This window comes from Vibrio sp. Vb1729 (assembly GCF_033338655.1).
Taxonomy (GTDB): domain Bacteria; phylum Pseudomonadota; class Gammaproteobacteria; order Enterobacterales; family Vibrionaceae; genus Vibrio; species Vibrio alginolyticus.
The window spans coordinates 261,314-276,432 of the sequence record NZ_JAWOTB010000022.1; the positions used below are offsets into that span (position 1 = coordinate 261,314).

At 46.9% G+C, this 15,119-nt stretch carries 13 protein-coding genes and 1 pseudogene; 11 read left to right on the top strand and 3 right to left on the bottom strand.

Annotated features, from left to right (window positions below):
- The first annotated feature begins 11 nt into the window (after window positions 1-11).
- From R7E29_RS12410 to R7E29_RS12430, 5 genes are all read left to right on the top strand, one after another.
- Window positions 12-257, top strand: a complete 246-nt coding sequence (locus tag R7E29_RS12410; protein WP_005374689.1) for a DUF3297 family protein — start codon at window positions 12-14, stop codon at window positions 255-257.
- Between the two features lie 487 nt (window positions 258-744).
- The gene (locus R7E29_RS12415) at window positions 745-1,455 is read left to right on the top strand and encodes an ABC transporter ATP-binding protein (RefSeq protein WP_054576548.1); all 711 of its coding nucleotides are present in this window, start codon (window positions 745-747) and stop codon (window positions 1,453-1,455) included.
- Window positions 1,442-3,952: an ABC transporter permease gene (locus tag R7E29_RS12420; RefSeq protein ID WP_205391315.1), complete on the top strand. Its 2,511-nt coding sequence runs from the start codon at window positions 1,442-1,444 to the stop codon at window positions 3,950-3,952. The genes R7E29_RS12415 and R7E29_RS12420 overlap by 14 nt, the downstream gene beginning before the upstream one ends.
- Window positions 3,952-5,076, top strand: coding sequence for a lipocalin-like domain-containing protein (locus tag R7E29_RS12425; RefSeq protein WP_158155563.1), 1,125 nt, complete (start codon window positions 3,952-3,954; stop codon window positions 5,074-5,076). Before R7E29_RS12420 ends, R7E29_RS12425 begins: the two co-directional genes overlap by 1 nt.
- A 79-nt stretch (window positions 5,077-5,155) precedes the next feature.
- Window positions 5,156-5,422 carry a DUF2999 family protein gene (locus tag R7E29_RS12430; RefSeq protein ID WP_004746427.1) on the top strand — a complete coding sequence of 89 codons (267 nt, stop codon included), beginning with the start codon at window positions 5,156-5,158 and terminating at the stop codon, window positions 5,420-5,422.
- A gap of 111 nt (window positions 5,423-5,533) precedes the next feature.
- On the opposite strand, the gene R7E29_RS12435 is transcribed toward R7E29_RS12430, so the two are convergent.
- Window positions 5,534-6,121 carry a GNAT family N-acetyltransferase gene (locus R7E29_RS12435; protein WP_064355004.1) on the bottom strand — a complete coding sequence of 196 codons (588 nt, stop codon included), beginning with the start codon at window positions 6,119-6,121 and terminating at the stop codon, window positions 5,534-5,536.
- A gap of 94 nt (window positions 6,122-6,215) precedes the next feature.
- A pseudogene (locus tag R7E29_RS12440) lies at window positions 6,216-7,076 on the bottom strand (helix-turn-helix domain-containing protein); the annotation flags it as partial.
- A gap of 184 nt (window positions 7,077-7,260) precedes the next feature.
- Here R7E29_RS12440 and R7E29_RS12445 point away from each other — a divergent pair.
- Window positions 7,261-8,160: a GyrI-like domain-containing protein gene (locus tag R7E29_RS12445; RefSeq protein WP_054576543.1), complete on the top strand. Its 900-nt coding sequence runs from the start codon at window positions 7,261-7,263 to the stop codon at window positions 8,158-8,160.
- A 298-nt stretch (window positions 8,161-8,458) separates the two neighbouring features.
- Window positions 8,459-9,556 (top strand): YdcF family protein, encoded by a 1,098-nt coding sequence (locus R7E29_RS12450; RefSeq protein WP_054576542.1) that lies wholly within the window; start codon window positions 8,459-8,461, stop codon window positions 9,554-9,556.
- Window positions 9,557-9,634: 78 nt separating this feature from the next.
- On the opposite strand, the gene R7E29_RS12455 is transcribed toward R7E29_RS12450, so the two are convergent.
- On the bottom strand, window positions 9,635-10,057 hold the full coding sequence (locus R7E29_RS12455; protein WP_042522254.1) for an organic hydroperoxide resistance protein: 423 nt from the start codon (window positions 10,055-10,057) through the stop codon (window positions 9,635-9,637).
- Between the two features lie 137 nt (window positions 10,058-10,194).
- Here R7E29_RS12455 and R7E29_RS12460 point away from each other — a divergent pair, with 137 nt between their 5' ends.
- From R7E29_RS12460 to R7E29_RS12475, 4 genes are all read left to right on the top strand, one after another.
- Window positions 10,195-10,653, top strand: coding sequence for a MarR family winged helix-turn-helix transcriptional regulator (locus R7E29_RS12460; protein ID WP_045484297.1), 459 nt, complete (start codon window positions 10,195-10,197; stop codon window positions 10,651-10,653).
- A gap of 304 nt (window positions 10,654-10,957) precedes the next feature.
- A complete protein-coding gene (gene ahpC, locus R7E29_RS12465) occupies window positions 10,958-11,515 on the top strand; it encodes an alkyl hydroperoxide reductase subunit C (protein ID WP_005374632.1) in 558 nt (185 codons plus the stop codon).
- Between the two features lie 335 nt (window positions 11,516-11,850).
- Window positions 11,851-13,419 carry an alkyl hydroperoxide reductase subunit F gene (ahpF, locus tag R7E29_RS12470; RefSeq protein WP_005374617.1) on the top strand — a complete coding sequence of 523 codons (1,569 nt, stop codon included), beginning with the start codon at window positions 11,851-11,853 and terminating at the stop codon, window positions 13,417-13,419.
- 1,250 nt (window positions 13,420-14,669) lie between these two features.
- Window positions 14,670-15,089, top strand: coding sequence for a VOC family protein (locus R7E29_RS12475; RefSeq protein ID WP_005374615.1), 420 nt, complete (start codon window positions 14,670-14,672; stop codon window positions 15,087-15,089).
- Window positions 15,090-15,119: the final 30 nt, after the last annotated feature.

The following is a 15,119-nucleotide window of genomic DNA, read 5'->3' on the forward strand; positions in this document are numbered from 1 at the left end:
AGGTCACAAACATGACAGATACAGCTAAACCAGCTCTACCAGATCGCCTAGCGGGTAACCCACGTAGCCCATTCTTCATCAAAGAATGCTTCGAGCACCAAATCGGTATTCGTATCAACGGCCAAGAGCGTACTGACGTAGAAGAATACTGCATCAGCGAAGGTTGGGTAAAAATTGCTTCTCCTAAAGCAAAAGACCGTTTCGGTAACCCAATGCTAATCAAGCTTAAAGGCGAAGTTGAAGCGTACTACGTGTAAGCTGACCACGCTTAATATCTTTGAAAGCTCGAGTCTGACTCGGGCTTTTTTAATGCCTGTCATATCCCTTCCTCATTTAATCTCTTCCCTCTTCTTTTCAGTACAAAGTAGGGTCTGTTTATCTTTCGAGATTAAGTTTTGTTCGAGGTAAAATCGTTTTAGGCGAGGCAAGGAGTGTGTAGCCTAGCATCCTAAGTAAATACTCCTTAACAAGGCATAGAACGATTTTAGCCGAACCCTTTGGGCAGCGTTTGTTGGTCATTTCTCCTGCGTTATCAGCTTTTTCATGTAGGCTAACTACACATCAAAGCTTCTGCCTTGCACAAATACCCAACAATTCGCTGCAAAAATCAGCTCGAAAGGTCAACAGACCTTAAACTCGATGTAAATCGCTGTTTTTATCTAATTGTTGTCTAAAGTTTCTAGAGAACTAACTGCAATAGTGATTGCCAAAAGAAACGACACCTTTTGAATACAGGGAGAGGAAATGGAAAGCCCACTTGTCACACTCAAACACGCCAGCAAAAGCTTTGTTGATGGCAAAGAGACACATCGCGTGTTGGAAGGCGTCGACTTCACGTTGAACACAGGAGCGAGTGTTGCGCTGACGGGCGCAAGTGGCAGCGGCAAAAGTACTTTGCTCAATGTCATCGCTGGCTTTGAGCCGCTTTCCGATGGTGAGTTGTGGTTAGATGGCGATAACACGGCGGCTTGGAAAGACCCACAATGGAGCCGATTTCGACACCAAAAACTCGGTGTTATCTTCCAGCAATTCAATCTATTAACGCCGCTCAACGTGCAGCAAAACATCGCCTTCCCTCTGCATTTGAATCAAAAGAAATGGAACGACTGGTGCGATTATTTGGTCGAGACTCTAGGCATCAGCCAACTTCTCGACAGACATGTTTCTGCCCTTTCCGGCGGTCAACAGCAACGAGTCGCTATCGCACGTGCATTGGCACACAAACCTAAGCTTCTACTCGCCGATGAACCCACAGGTAACCTTGACCAAAAAGCAGGGTTAGAAGTGATGAAACTGCTCAGTGAAATCACCACCCAAGGCAATACCGCCGTGCTCTTGGTGACCCACAGCCATGAATGCGCTGAATTTATGAAAGCACGGCTGCGATTGGATAACAGTCAGCTACAGAACAGCCATCAAGTAAACAAACATGAGCTTCACCATGAAGCAAACTAAGCCATCAAACACCAGATTCACTCATACTCGACTCGCCCTGAATCTGTTTGCAGCGCACTATCGGCAGGCGCCACTGCAAGCCGCCGCGATTCTGATCGGTATCGTGTTGGCTGTGACCTTATTCGTTGCGGTGCAAGCCATCAACCTCAATGCCAAACGAAGTTATGCGGAATCTACCGAGCAGCTTAGCGCACAAGCTCAGAACTTAATTATTCCACCAGCAGGGCAAAACTATCTGCCCGAGTCTCTTTATTTCACCCTTAGACAAAACGGGCTCAGTGCAGCACTACCTGTAATCGAAGGGCGAGTGAGAGACGAACAAGGGCGTCGCTGGTCAGTGCAAGGTAGTGAGTTGATTGCCGCAATTTCCTCACGTTCGCGCTATTCGTCAGAAAACCAACAAAACGTGTCTTTGTTCGACAGTGCTTTACCTTTACCTGAGCTTTTGGCCGGTAAGCCGATCGTGATGATGAGCCAATCTCAACATCAAAACTTAGGGGAAGTAGAAACCCTAACTCTGGATGACATTCCAACCCAAGTGGTGGTGCTACCAGACGAATGGCAGTTAGGTAGCCGAATGTTGATGGACATTGGCTTTGCCCAGCAACTGCTCAATAAACAAGGGCAGCTCAGTTACATTGCAGTTTTCCATTCGGGTGATAAAGGGGATAAAGACACGCAGGCAAATTGGCAGAAGCTGATTAGCGATCAAGGGCAATGGATTTCCAATAACCAAAGTACAGACCTTGGTTCGCTGACCGACAGCTTTCACCTCAACCTCACCGCAATGAGCTTACTTGCCTTTTTAGTCGGGCTGTTCATTGCCTACAACGGCGTAAAATACAGCTTGCTGAAACGCAATCGGCTGTTAGTGCAGATTCAACAGGCGGGCGTTGCGCCGAGCATTGTGTTCTCTGCGCTGTTAGTTGAACTCACGATTCTGGTTACCATCGGTGCTTCCCTCGGTTTTGTGTTGGGCATACAGCTCAGCCATTGGCTGCACCCGACCGTAGCACTGACTTTAGAACAACTTTACGGCGCAACACTGCTGCCCGGCACTTGGCAGTGGCAATGGTGGGCGCAAGCATTGCTGCTCACGTTAGCCGCCACCCTATTGGCATGTTGGCAGCACTTTAAACAGCGAGTGCGCCAACCGCTTTCCTCTCATGGCGGATTTTATCAAGCACCTGAAGCCTCTAACGAAAACCAATTGTTTTTGATAGGTGCTGCGTTAACGATTCTTGCGCTTGCGGGTTTATGGCTGAGTGAGCACCACCGATTTACCATGGCGTGGCTCGGCGTGCTTGTGGTGTCGATTCCTTTGTATCTACCCAAAACAATCAGCGTATTAGCCAATTGGTGTGAAAAACGCACCAGTTCCGGTTTGATGCAGTATCTGTTTGCTGAGCTGCGCGAGCTGATTTCTCCGCTTTCTCTCGCCATGATGGCACTGCTACTCGCCGTTACTGCCAATATGGGGATGAACACCTTAGTGGGCAGCTTTGAATCCACCCTTAAACAGTGGTTAGAACAAAGGCTGCACGCCGATATTTACGTCAGCCCTGCGCAAGGAGAAATCGCTGATGTAGAGCGCGCATTAGGGCAGTTCGATAAGGTTGAGACCGTCTACAAGCAATACTACGTCGACGATAACCTGCAAGGCTTACCGATTTTGCTTGGCACCAAAGACAAAGACACCTTAGAACAAACCATGGTATTCAAATCGCACTTGGAAAACTTCTGGTCACGCTTTTATCAAGGTAAGTTAGTCGCGATCAGTGAACCTACTGCGGTCAAACTGGGTTTATCACTGGGTAGCGAGCTCACGCTTGATGCTGTTCCAGATAAGAACCTGCTTGTGGGTGCGGTATTCCACGATTACGGCTCACCCAACGGTGAAGTCTTATTAGCACCCAAATTATGGCAAGAGAGTGGCTTTACCGACCTGCCAACAAGCCTTGGTATTAAAGTCTCGGGTGACCCACAAATCGTCTACGAGCAACTGCGCGAGCAATTGAATCTGCACCCAAATCAGCTCTACGATCAGGCGCAAATCAAATCCATCGCGTTGGATATTTTCTCGCAGACCTTCGCCATTACCCGCGCACTCAACGGTGTGACTTTAATGGTCGCGGTGATTGGCTTGTTCAGTGCTTGTTTCATGTTACTCGACGCGCGTAAAGCCGCTATTGCAAGGCTGTATGCACTTGGCGTCAGCCGTCGTAAATTAATGACCATGGTGGTCGGACAGATCGTCGCTTTAGTCAGTTTTACGCTGGTTATTGCCCTACCTTTAGGAGCCATGGTGGGATATGTGCTGACAGATATTGTCACCTTGCGCGCTTTTGGTTGGAGCTTAAATTATCTGTGGAATTGGAGTGATGCGCTGAGCATTGCGGCAATCACCATCTTGGTGGCAGTGATCGCAACCTTGATTCCGCTGTGGCGATTGGTCAGTAAGCCTGTCGTATCCAGTTTGCAAAGCGAGGTGTTGTGATGGTTCGATTGGCAAGCAAGCTTACTCTACTCATAAGCAGCTTATTCCTATTCGGTTGTGAAGATGCCCAACAAAAAAATATGGGCACGCAAAATATGGGCACGTTGCTGGGCAGTGGAGATACACAAAGCGAGAGCAACTTATTCACACCCGTAGAAAAAGGGATTGAACTCACCTTCCCTGCAGACCATCAAGCACACCCAAACTTTCGTCATGAATGGTGGTACTTAACCGCTAACTTAATTGATGAAGATGGCACTCCACTTGGCGTCCAGTGGACACAGTTTCGCTTTGCTGCTGCGCCGCCAACGGGCGAAGATGACGTGAAGAAAACCGAATGGCAAGCTCAACAAATCTACATGGCGCACAGCGCAGTGACGACCGCAGACAAACACTACGCCGATGAAAAATGGTCGCGCGATCAAGCCTCTCTCGCTGGCGTCGACACTTCACCATTTCGGGTTTATCTCGATGATTGGCAGTGGACTTCTTCAACCACCGATCTCTTCCCTGCCACATTGAATGCAAACTCCGAACAGTTTGGCTATTCGCTCACTCTTACCAGCAGCGCACCGTATCAAAAACAAGGAGAGCAAGGGTACAGCACCAAAAGCGCCGATGGTCAGGTGGCTTCGTATTACTACAGCCAACCGTTTATTGATGTCTCCGGTGAAGTCACGATCGACAGCAAAACCCATCAAGTGTCGGGCAAAGGCTGGATAGACCGAGAGTGGAGCTCGCAATTCTTACTCGACTCACAACAAGGCTGGGACTGGTTTGCCCTAAGATTGAGTGACGACACCAGCTTGGTGGTGTTCCAGTTGCGGGATTCCAAAACCGGTCAAGCCAGTTACTCCAGCGCAAGGCTGATGCAGCAAGATGGGGCTGGCATCGCCATTTCTCAAAAAGACATTCAGTTAAAGGCGACCAAGCAAACAGAAATCCAAGGGCGAAAGTATCCAACCCAGTGGCGAGTGTCGATTACGAACCAGCAAATTGAGCTTACGGTTTCTGCACTCAACCCGAACGCAAAAATGCCCCTTTCTGTGCCTTATTGGGAAGGCCCGGTGCGTATTGATGGCTCTCATTCTGGGACGGGTTACATGGAGCTAACAGGGTATTGAAATATTGCGCGGGAGCCCCAATTATTCTGCTAGAACAAATACTGGCAACCAAGTCATACACTGATTGAAAGGAAATATGATGAACCCAATTATCGCCTTGCTGAAAGAGAACAACATCAGCGATGAACAGATCAACGAAATCTTCCAGACTCTGACGCAAAACCCGCTCGCAGCAATGGCAACCATCAGCCAACTAGGTTTGCCACAAGACAAGCTACAAATGCTGATGGCGCAAGTGATGCAAAACCCTGCGCTAATCAAAGAAGCCGTAGACGAGTTGGGATTGGATTTCTCAAAGGTTGAAGAAGCAAAAGAGAAGCTTCAAAGCCAAAACCAAGGCAACTAAGTCTTAGCCATTTAGCGCTGAATATAGAAAAGGCCGTTAACCCGAGCATGTGGGTTAACGGCCTTTTTTGTTGGCTACGTTGTTGTTAGCTACTTTTTTGTCAGCTAATTATTAGCGATTTAAAGACGCGAATTGTTCTGCGGTCATACCGTAGTAAAGCTTGTCGTCAAAGCCTTGCTCTAGTTTGTAGTAGTCTTTCTGACGGCCTTCTTGAGTAAAACCATTTTTCTCTAACGTCTTGTAAGAACCAACATTAGAAGCGTAGCAATCGGCACTGACTTTATGGGCGTTTAGCTCAGTAAAGCCAATCTCGGTCATCATTTGGCAAGCGCGAGTCGCAACGCCTTTGCCCCATGCGTAAGTAGGTAATTGATAACCTACTTCGTAGTTGCCAGTTAAGAACATCACTGCGGTCACCGCACACATTCCCATGTACTGACTTTGCTGGTCACGAATCACGAACGTTGGGCTATCTGGCCAGACACTGTCTCTAATCGCTTGTGCTGTATTTTCAATAATAGGGCCAAAGAAACCTTCATACAGGCTGTTGTCAGCAGGTGCGAAGAACAGATACTGATTGACCTTATCGTCGTTCAACATCTCGAAAATATCTTGTAGATCAGAGCCTTGAATCAGTTGGATCGTCAAAGATTCATTAAATGGGATGGCTTCGCCTTGTTTTAGTTTTTGATATGACATGTGTTACCTCGTTATCTGCTGAAAATAGTAGCCCAGCGAATAAGAGAAAAATTGGATTTTTGCGACAACTTTCAGGCTGAGTAGCAATGTACCACGACTCAAAATCGCCATAGATATCGATGGTTAAGTCGCGCTTTTTCAAGTACTTGCTCGGCGTTTTTCTTAGCTGCTGTTTGAGGGTACGAATCAAATGCGATTGGTCACTGAAGCCAAATTGCTGTGAGAAGCTCGCCCAATCAATCGCCTCTTGTTGCTTGTAGAGGGTCAAAATCATCTGCTCCAGACGTGCCATTTGTTGATACTGCTTAACACTCAACCCCACCACTTGCTTGAAACTGCGCTCAAGTGTTCTGCGAGAACAAGCGCACTGTTTGGCTATCTCATCAATATCCATCGCTAGCTCAGGTGAGCGTAATGCTTGAGCGTCCATCACGGATACCGCTTTTTGTGACGCCAAAAACGGTTTGGTACGGCAAGGTTCGATATCTAACGCATCTAGATGTTGTTTGATGTAGTTCAGCAAACATTGCGGTGAATCTTGCAACTCTAACTGCCATAGACCTTGTTGAAAGCGCTCATCAAACGCCGCGCTGAGCCAATCAAACCATTCGCATTGGTTAATTGCGCTAACTTGAGATACATCACTAAAAAGTGACTCAATGGCATACAAACCCTCTGGGCGAAAGGTGATACCAATACGCTTGATGGGAGCCGTATCTTCCAACAGCAGCAAGTGTTCGTTAGCCGTTAATAAATGGCAGCCTTTGCCAGTAAGCTTTGTGTCTCCCGTGTCGTAGCTGTAGCCTTGCTCTGGTGGCGTAAAGAGTAAATGAGCACGCGGGTTTGGAATAAGGTGCGGCTTGGGGTCAATGACTTCACCCTCTGGCACTTCCAAGTACCAAACTTGATGAATGAGCCATTCGTACTCTGGCAGAGTGTGTTTCCAAGCTATCATGATTGTCCTAGCGGTTAGTAAAGATAATAAGCGCAACGTTTTTGCTTAAACATCTGTTAGTTGAGTGTGACTGATTGACGCGCATCTCGCCACGCATTTCTCACCCTGCTCCCTTGCAAGCTTGTTGGATTGCGGTAGGCTTTGAGCAGAGAAAACAAGCTGAACAGAACAAGGAAATACCCCGATGCGCGTCGACTACCACCAACGACTGGTTCCTGTGATTCGTTATTTAGAACAACACTTTAATGAGCCACTCAACCTGCCAGAAGTGGCCGCGCTGGGGAACCTTTCCCCTTATCACTTTCATCGCACCTTCAAAGCCGTGCAAGGCGAAACACTGGCCGACTTCATTCGACGTTTACGTTTAGAAGCCGCCGCCGATGACTTATTCAAATCCAAGCAACCAGTATTGAACATTGCCCTAGAGTACGGATTTTCTAGCTCACAGAGCTTAGCCAAAGCCTTCAAACAACATTATGGCGTTACACCTACGGCCTTTCGTGACTGCGAAAACTATCAGCAATTTTCTGAATTAGCACGAAACAGCAAGATTGGACACACGTTGCGCAAGAATGGAAACGAAGTAACACCAAGCGATTCATATACTGGCTCTGAACTCACCAAATGGAGCACGACAATGGAAACGCAAAACTTTGAAAAAGCTAAACTGGCTTACATTCGCGTAAACGGCCCTTACGGCCAAGGCTATGAAGAGCCATCAGGTCGCCTGTATCAATGGGCAGGAATGAAAGGTTTGGCAGGCAATACCTGCATCTTCATCTACCATGACAATCCAGAAATCACGCCAGACGAGAAGTGTCGCACTGATATCTGCTTGATGGTGCCAGAAGATACCGAAGTTCCCAAAGGCATTGAGCTGCAAGACTTCCCCGGCGGTCAATATGCGGTGATGCGCCAGCACATTACTGACCCAAGCCAATACTCAAAAGCGTGGGATGATGTCATGAGCAAAGTGATTGAATCCGGTATTGAGAACGACGACCGTCCTTGCTTCGAGCTTTACCACAGCTTCGACCCACAAACGCACCATGCAGACGTTAGCTTCTGCACTGCCATCAAATAAACCAAAAGCCTGCATCGTTGCAGGCTTTTTCATTTCTTACTCTGGTTGCTTAAATTCGTTCTTCCAAACGCTGTTTATCTTTTAATCCAATTACTTAGAACACGAACGAATACCTCAGTATTTTCGTGATCCTACTTCGCGTTTTGGCCACGCGCATTCATTCGCTCGGCTGAGTTGGGATTCATTTCACAGATTATTCATGAAGCGAACCTAGACTGAAAAAATTCTATCGACCCCGTTCGACCTACAACGCTAGGCACAATAAAAACTAGGTACTACAGCACCTCTAGGACATTCCATGAAGAAGAACTTACTTGCCATTGCTCTTGGTAGCGTGATTGCGCTGACTGCTGCCCCATACTCTATCGCGGCTAACGATGCTGCCGTCCAATCTTCCGCCGATTACTCACAAATCGTCACCAAACGTCAGATTGTCGACCAACTGCTGAATGACGCGGTACAAGCATTCAAATCCCCTGCGCGTATCTCGCATGCGGGTTTTACCGCCAAAATGCCGAGCAACATGGAGATTGTTACCGACCGCTTACTAGAAGCCTACAAACTTGAGCCATATCGTACTGACCTGCTGATTTCTGCAGCAAACGCGCAGATCTACAACAAGAATGCAGACCGCGCGATTGAACTGTTCGAACAAGCCCTTTCGGTCGCACCAGACGATGTGGATTTGCACGCTTACTTAGCGGTATGGCAACTCTTTGAGGGCAACCAAGCGGAATCAGCGAAACACATGGCGACGCTCACGAAGCTCAATGCAGGTAAAGCGGCAGACATCCAACGCATCTTCGACACCGTAGACCGCGTACTTGCAACGCCACTAAAAGAGAAAGCCGACAAAGGCAAACTGGATGACAAAGGCGCAATCGTCACATTGGGATACGCGCTGAACCCTGATGGTTCTATGCACCAGATCTTGGTTGAGCGTTTGGAAACCACGCTAGCCATGGCGAAGGCAAACCCAGACGCGTTGATCGTATTGACGGGCGGCGTACCGAAGAACCACAAAACCGAAGGCAAATTAATGGCAGATTGGCTGATTGAAAAAGGCATCAGCAAAGATCGCATCATTGAAGAAAACTACGCCACCAGCACGGTAGGTAACGCCCTATTCAGCAGCTACGCGTTGGCGCGTCATAACATCAAACACGCAACCATCATCAGCTCAGCGAGCCACGTACGTCGTGGTCAAACCTTGTTTGAAATCGCAAGCTGGCAAACTGGCCCACAAGGCATCACTTTTGACACCGTAAGCTACCCAGACAAGCCACTGAAAGACTTAGCCAAAGCCAGCGATAGCGAGCTGCTTGGTATCTACCGCGATGCACTGCGTACTTACGGCATGTGGAGCTACCGATCTTACCCGCTAGAGTCGCGTTAAGTATTCTCGACTCATACCAATCAAAAAAAGCCTGCGTGCTTGCAGGCTTTCTTGTCTTTGTGCAGTGATAAGAACCGCTTAAATTGCTTCGCCGTTTACCGTTACTGCCACATCAATGTTGCCACGAACTGCGTTTGAATATGGGCAAACTTGGTGTGCAATGCGCGTTAGCTCTAGCGCTTGTTCTTTTGGCATGTCTAGCTCTACCGCTAGACTCACTGTTAGTGCAAAGCCACCGTTATCGTTAGGACCGATACCCACTTCCGCTGTCACGGGTGCGCTTTTCAGGTTTACTTTACCTTCACGCGCTACGTGCAAAATCGCGTTAGAAAAACACGCTGAATAACCCGCTGCGAAAAGCTGTTCTGGGTTAGTTGCTGCGCCTGTGCCGCCCATTTCCTTCGGGTATGACAGCTCTAGATCGAGAAGACCGTCATCTGTTTTTACTTGACCATTACGACCAGCCAAAGCGGTAGCTTGAGTTTTGTATAGAGTAGTCATGCGAGTGTCCTTCTTAATTTAAGTTGCGCACAATTTAATTGTTTGCAATCTTATATCGAAGTGAAGATAGTTTGCAACTATATTGTGCACAATTTATTTTATAACTCTCTTTCTCTGTAAGCAGGTAGGCAACACCAATGAGCCAGTGTTACACCGACAACACCATGACCGACGACGATAAACTCTTACTCGAAAACCAAGTTTGCTTCCCGCTCTACAGCGCAGCAAATGCGGTGATCCGAGCTTACCGACCGTTGTTGGATGAGCTTGATCTGACCTATTCGCAATACTTAGTGATGATGGTGCTGTGGGAAAAAGACGGTGCCAGTGTGAAAGAATTGGGGTCACAACTGCATTTGGACTCAGGCACACTCACACCGCTGCTTAAACGCTTAGAAGCAAAAGGCTATGTAGAGCGCGGCCGAAGTGAAACTGATGAACGCGTTCGTGTACTCAATCTAACCGAGCAAGGTCGTGCCCTTAAAGAGCAAGCTAAGTCAGTGCCAAACGCCATGATGTGTAAAATCACCTTAGAGCTAGATGAAATGATCATGCTGAAGAAGTTGTGTGGCAAAGTGCTCGACAATCTGAGCTAACAAAATAAAGCATCCGCTTCCCCACTTCCTATTAGAAAGAGCCTGCCGAGATGCAGGCTCTTTCGATCTTAGCTAGAAGATCTACTCAAAGTAATCATCGGTATTCTCTATTGCTACTCTGCCTTCATCTTCAATAAAACCTATCAAAGCAAACCCACTTACATCAGATTTCCCTATCAAGTGAAATAGGAAATGGCTATCAATAGGATAGCTACAAGCGATTTTCCTTAAACACACTCCGATGAGAATATACTTTCCGAAAGCAACAACAGCTCAGCTTAAAACATTCAAAGGAAAGTAAATTATGATTAATACTCAAATCAAACCATTTGCAGCTACAGCGTACAAAAACGGCGAATTCGTTGAAGTAACAGAACAAGACGTTCTAGGTAAATGGGCAGTATTCTTCTTCTACCCAGCAGACTTTACGTTTGTATGTCCAACAGAACTGGGCGACCTAGCAGACCACTACGAAGAGCTTCAAAAACGTGGCGTAGAAGTTTACTCAGTATCAACTGACACACACTTCACTCATAAAGCATGGCACGACAGCTCAGACACAATCGGTAAGATTCAGTACTACATGCTTGGCGACCAAACAGGCAACATCACAAACAACTTCGGTGTGATGCGTGAAGGTCAAGGTCTTGCAGACCGTGCAACGTTCCTAATCGACCCAGAAGGTACTATCCAAGCAATGGAAATCACTGCTGAAGGTATCGGTCGTGACGCAGAAGACCTACTACGCAAAGTGAAAGCAGCTCAATACGTAGCAGCGCACCCAGGCGAAGTTTGCCCAGCTAAATGGAAAGAAGGTGAAGAGACACTAGCTCCATCACTAGACCTAGTTGGCAAAATCTAAGCCACTGAAATTTAAGTTCTAATCAGTTCCCGATTTCCTTTTTCTGATTAGAACTGAATTAGAGAGCACTTCAGGTTAGATACCTTGACGACCTTCTGCCTGATTTGCTCTCTCCCCCTCAGGTTTTATCTACAGTAACCACTTTTTATTACCTATCTGAATAAGTAGGTGTGCAGTAATTGCGTAGAAAAAATCGTTTAGAACCAGGCATAGATTTTCGATAGCTAGTTACTCTAACTACAAAATCTATAACGCAGTTATCAACGATTTTAGCTAGCAAGAATGAACAAATACTTGTTTTGATTGGTAACTATTTAATTAAGGTAGTAACAACTATGTTAGACCAAGCGATCCAACAACAACTCAAACAATATCTGGCTAATGTAAAAGAAGAAGTTCGTTTAGTGGTTAGTCTAGATGAAAGCAAAGCATCGAATGACATTTTGTCTCTAGCGAACCAAATCGCAGAGATGAGCGACCTAATCACTGTTGAACGTGACGACAACGCAAGCGCACGTAAACCAGTGATGGCGGTAACTAACCCAGCTAAAGGCACAGCACTACGCTTTGCAGGCTTGCCAATGGGTCACGAATTTACCTCTCTAGTATTGGCACTGCTTCACTCTGGCGGTCACCCAATCAAACTAGAACCAGAAGTGATTGAGCAAATCGCAGCACTAGACAAAGATCTAGACGTAGAAATCTTCATTTCACTGTCGTGTCAAAACTGTCCGGACGTGGTTCAAGCGTTCAACATGATGGCGGCGATCAACCCGAAAGTAAAAGCAACCATGATCGACGGTGGTTTGTTCCAAGATGAAGTGAAACAACGCGACATCATGGCCGTACCAAGCGTATTCGTGAACGGTGAGCTATTCGGTCAAGGCCGTATGTCTCTGACTGAAATCCTAAACAAAGTGGATGACGGAGCAAGCGAGAAAGCCGCAAAAGCACTGAGCGAAAAAGACCCATACGACGTGCTTGTTGTCGGCGGTGGTCCTGGTGGTAGCGCAGCTGCACTATACGCTGCTCGTAAAGGTATTCGTACTGGCGTTGTTGCTAAGCGTTTTGGTGGTCAGGTTATGGACACCATGGCAATCGAGAACTTCATTTCGGTAAAACGTACTGAAGGTCCAAAACTAGCAACTGACTTAGCAGAACACCTAAAAGAATACGACGTAGACGTCGTGACTGAGCAACAAGCTGAGAAGCTAATGGGCGCAGCACACACAGAAGATGGTTTGATTCACATCCAACTTGAAAGCGGCGCAACGCTGAAGAGTAAGAGTGTTATCCTAAGCCCTGGCGCACGCTGGCGTGAAATGAACGTTCCGGGTGAGCAAGAGTACCGCAACAAAGGTGTCGCGTACTGCCCACACTGTGACGGCCCACTGTTCAAAGGCAAGAAAACTGCGGTTATCGGTGGTGGTAACTCAGGCATCGAAGCTGCTATCGACCTTGCTGGTATCGTAGAACACGTAACGGTTCTTGAATTCGCAGACGTACTTCGTGCAGACCAAGTGCTTATCGACAAAGCGAACTCACTACCAAACGTAGACATCATCACGATGGCGCAAACAACAGAAGTAGTGGGCGACGGTACTCGCGTAACAAGCTTGAAGTACAAAGACCGCAACACAGATGAAATCAAAGAGATTGAATTATCAGGTATCTTTGTTCAAATCGGTCTAGTACCAAACACAGAATGGCTAAAAGATTCAGAAGTAGCCCTATCTGAGCGCGGCGAGATTGAAGTCGGTAGCCGTGGCGATACTAGCTTAGAAGGTGTGTTCGCAGCGGGTGACGCAACAACCGTTCCTTACAAGCAGATCATCATTGCGATGGGTGAAGGTGCAAAAGCAAGCTTAGGCGCATTTGACTACCTAATCCGTAAGCAAGGTTAATCTCCAATTTCTTGAGCACAAAGCGCATGGTGCTGTGTTTTCTTCCCCGGAAAACCAATCGGGGCACCGTGACAGCGATGAGTAACAAGAAATAAAATCAAAAAAACCTAGAAGCCCAAAGACTTTGCCAGCAGGTATTAACTGCTGGCTTTTTTGGTTTGGGGAGAGGTGTAAGCAAATCCCTCAGCGCTCCGAGTTCAAACTGGAGGGAATGGCTCTACAATCACGGATAATTCAGTTCACTCCACCAGCATCACAACGCGATGCGAATAGATTCTGAATACTCGCTTAGGCTCCTTCAGAATGACGCTGTCCGTTTAGCGTTCTCTTCCCGTCATTCCCGCGAACCTAGGTGAGACTGGGAATCTACTCACCAAAAACTCGATCGAAAATGATTAGCAAGAACACGAACAAACAAAAGGTGAAAGAAGGTTGCAAACACCTAACCCAACATTCAGCCTCAAACCAACGACCCCACCTAACCTCCCCCTTATATCAAACTCTTAAGATCTCATCATTCCGAGCGCAAGGTGGCAAGTTTTACAGTCACAGATAATTCAATTCACTCCACCGGCATCAAAACGCGCTGCAAATAGATTCTGAATACTCGCTTAGGCTCCTTCAGAATGACGCTGCTCGTTTAGCTCTCTTTCCGTCATTCCCGCGAACCTAGGTGAGACTGGGAATCTACCTACCTAAAGCTCGAACGAAAGACATTCACACACATACACGTGACGCATCAACGGTTGGAGGGTTCATGAACATGATCCTCCTCTCAACCTCAAACCACCAATCCCATCTAACCTTCGCTTATATCAAACTCTTAAGATCTCAGCATTCCGAGTGCAGGTGGCAAGTTTTACAGTCACAGATAATTCAATTCACTCCACCGGCATCAAAACGCGCTGCAAATAGATTCTAAATACTCGCTTAGGCTCTTTCAGAATGACGCTCTTCGTTTAGCACTCTCTTTCCGTCATTCCCGCGAACCTAGGTGAGACTGGGAATCTACTCACCACAAACTCGATCGAAAATGCTTAGCAAGAACACGAACAAACAAAAGGTGAAACAAGGTTGCAAGCCCCTAACCCAGCTCTCAGATTCAAAGCACCAAACCCACCGAATCTCTCAATGTATCCAGATCCAAAGATATCAACCCTAAAAAATTTTAAAAAAGCCCTTCACCTCAACTTAACTTGAGGTATTAGCATATTCATCGTTGGCTAGAAAATGACAAAAAGGAGCACATCATGATCCAACTAGAACATATTAACTTAGTCGTGAAAGATATCCCTGAAATGCTGAAGTTTTACCAAACTGCATTTCCACATTGGTACGTGCGTGATGAAGGTAAAGGCGAATGGAGTGGCAAACCAAGAAACTGGCTACATTTTGGCGACGAGTATCAATACATAGCCATGAGTGACCATGGCGAAGGAGAAAACCGCGAGTTGAGCGGGCACCAAGTTGGGCTAGCGCATTTTGCTTATGTGACCAACAACGTCGATGCAATCATCAAAAGACTAACCGATGCAGGTTATCCGATTGCCCAACCTGGTGCTGATGAACCATACCGCAAAAATGTGTATTTTGTTGACCCTGCCGGTTTTGAGATTGAATTTGTTGAATACCTGGCGGATGACCCAAAACTTCGTAACCTAACAAGCTAAAAGAGATGTAAATAATAAAACGCCAGCAGA

Excerpts from the sequence above, each read along its gene's own strand:
- ahpC (WP_005374632.1), top strand. The coding sequence starts at position 10,958 with ATGATTAATACTCAAATCAAACCATTTGCAGCTACAGCGTACAAAAAC.
- R7E29_RS12445 (WP_054576543.1), top strand. The coding sequence starts at position 7,261 with ATGCGCGTCGACTACCACCAACGACTGGTTCCTGTGATTCGTTATTTA.
- R7E29_RS12420 (WP_205391315.1), top strand. The coding sequence starts at position 1,442 with ATGAAGCAAACTAAGCCATCAAACACCAGATTCACTCATACTCGACTC.
- R7E29_RS12425 (WP_158155563.1), top strand. The coding sequence starts at position 3,952 with ATGGTTCGATTGGCAAGCAAGCTTACTCTACTCATAAGCAGCTTATTC.
- R7E29_RS12475 (WP_005374615.1), top strand. The coding sequence starts at position 14,670 with ATGATCCAACTAGAACATATTAACTTAGTCGTGAAAGATATCCCTGAA.
- R7E29_RS12410 (WP_005374689.1), top strand. The coding sequence starts at position 12 with ATGACAGATACAGCTAAACCAGCTCTACCAGATCGCCTAGCGGGTAAC.
- ahpF (WP_005374617.1), top strand. The coding sequence starts at position 11,851 with ATGTTAGACCAAGCGATCCAACAACAACTCAAACAATATCTGGCTAAT.
- R7E29_RS12460 (WP_045484297.1), top strand. The coding sequence starts at position 10,195 with ATGAGCCAGTGTTACACCGACAACACCATGACCGACGACGATAAACTC.
- R7E29_RS12435 (WP_064355004.1), bottom strand. The coding sequence starts at position 6,121 with ATGTCATATCAAAAACTAAAACAAGGCGAAGCCATCCCATTTAATGAA.
- R7E29_RS12415 (WP_054576548.1), top strand. The coding sequence starts at position 745 with ATGGAAAGCCCACTTGTCACACTCAAACACGCCAGCAAAAGCTTTGTT.
- R7E29_RS12455 (WP_042522254.1), bottom strand. The coding sequence starts at position 10,057 with ATGACTACTCTATACAAAACTCAAGCTACCGCTTTGGCTGGTCGTAAT.
- R7E29_RS12430 (WP_004746427.1), top strand. The coding sequence starts at position 5,156 with ATGAACCCAATTATCGCCTTGCTGAAAGAGAACAACATCAGCGATGAA.
- R7E29_RS12450 (WP_054576542.1), top strand. The coding sequence starts at position 8,459 with ATGAAGAAGAACTTACTTGCCATTGCTCTTGGTAGCGTGATTGCGCTG.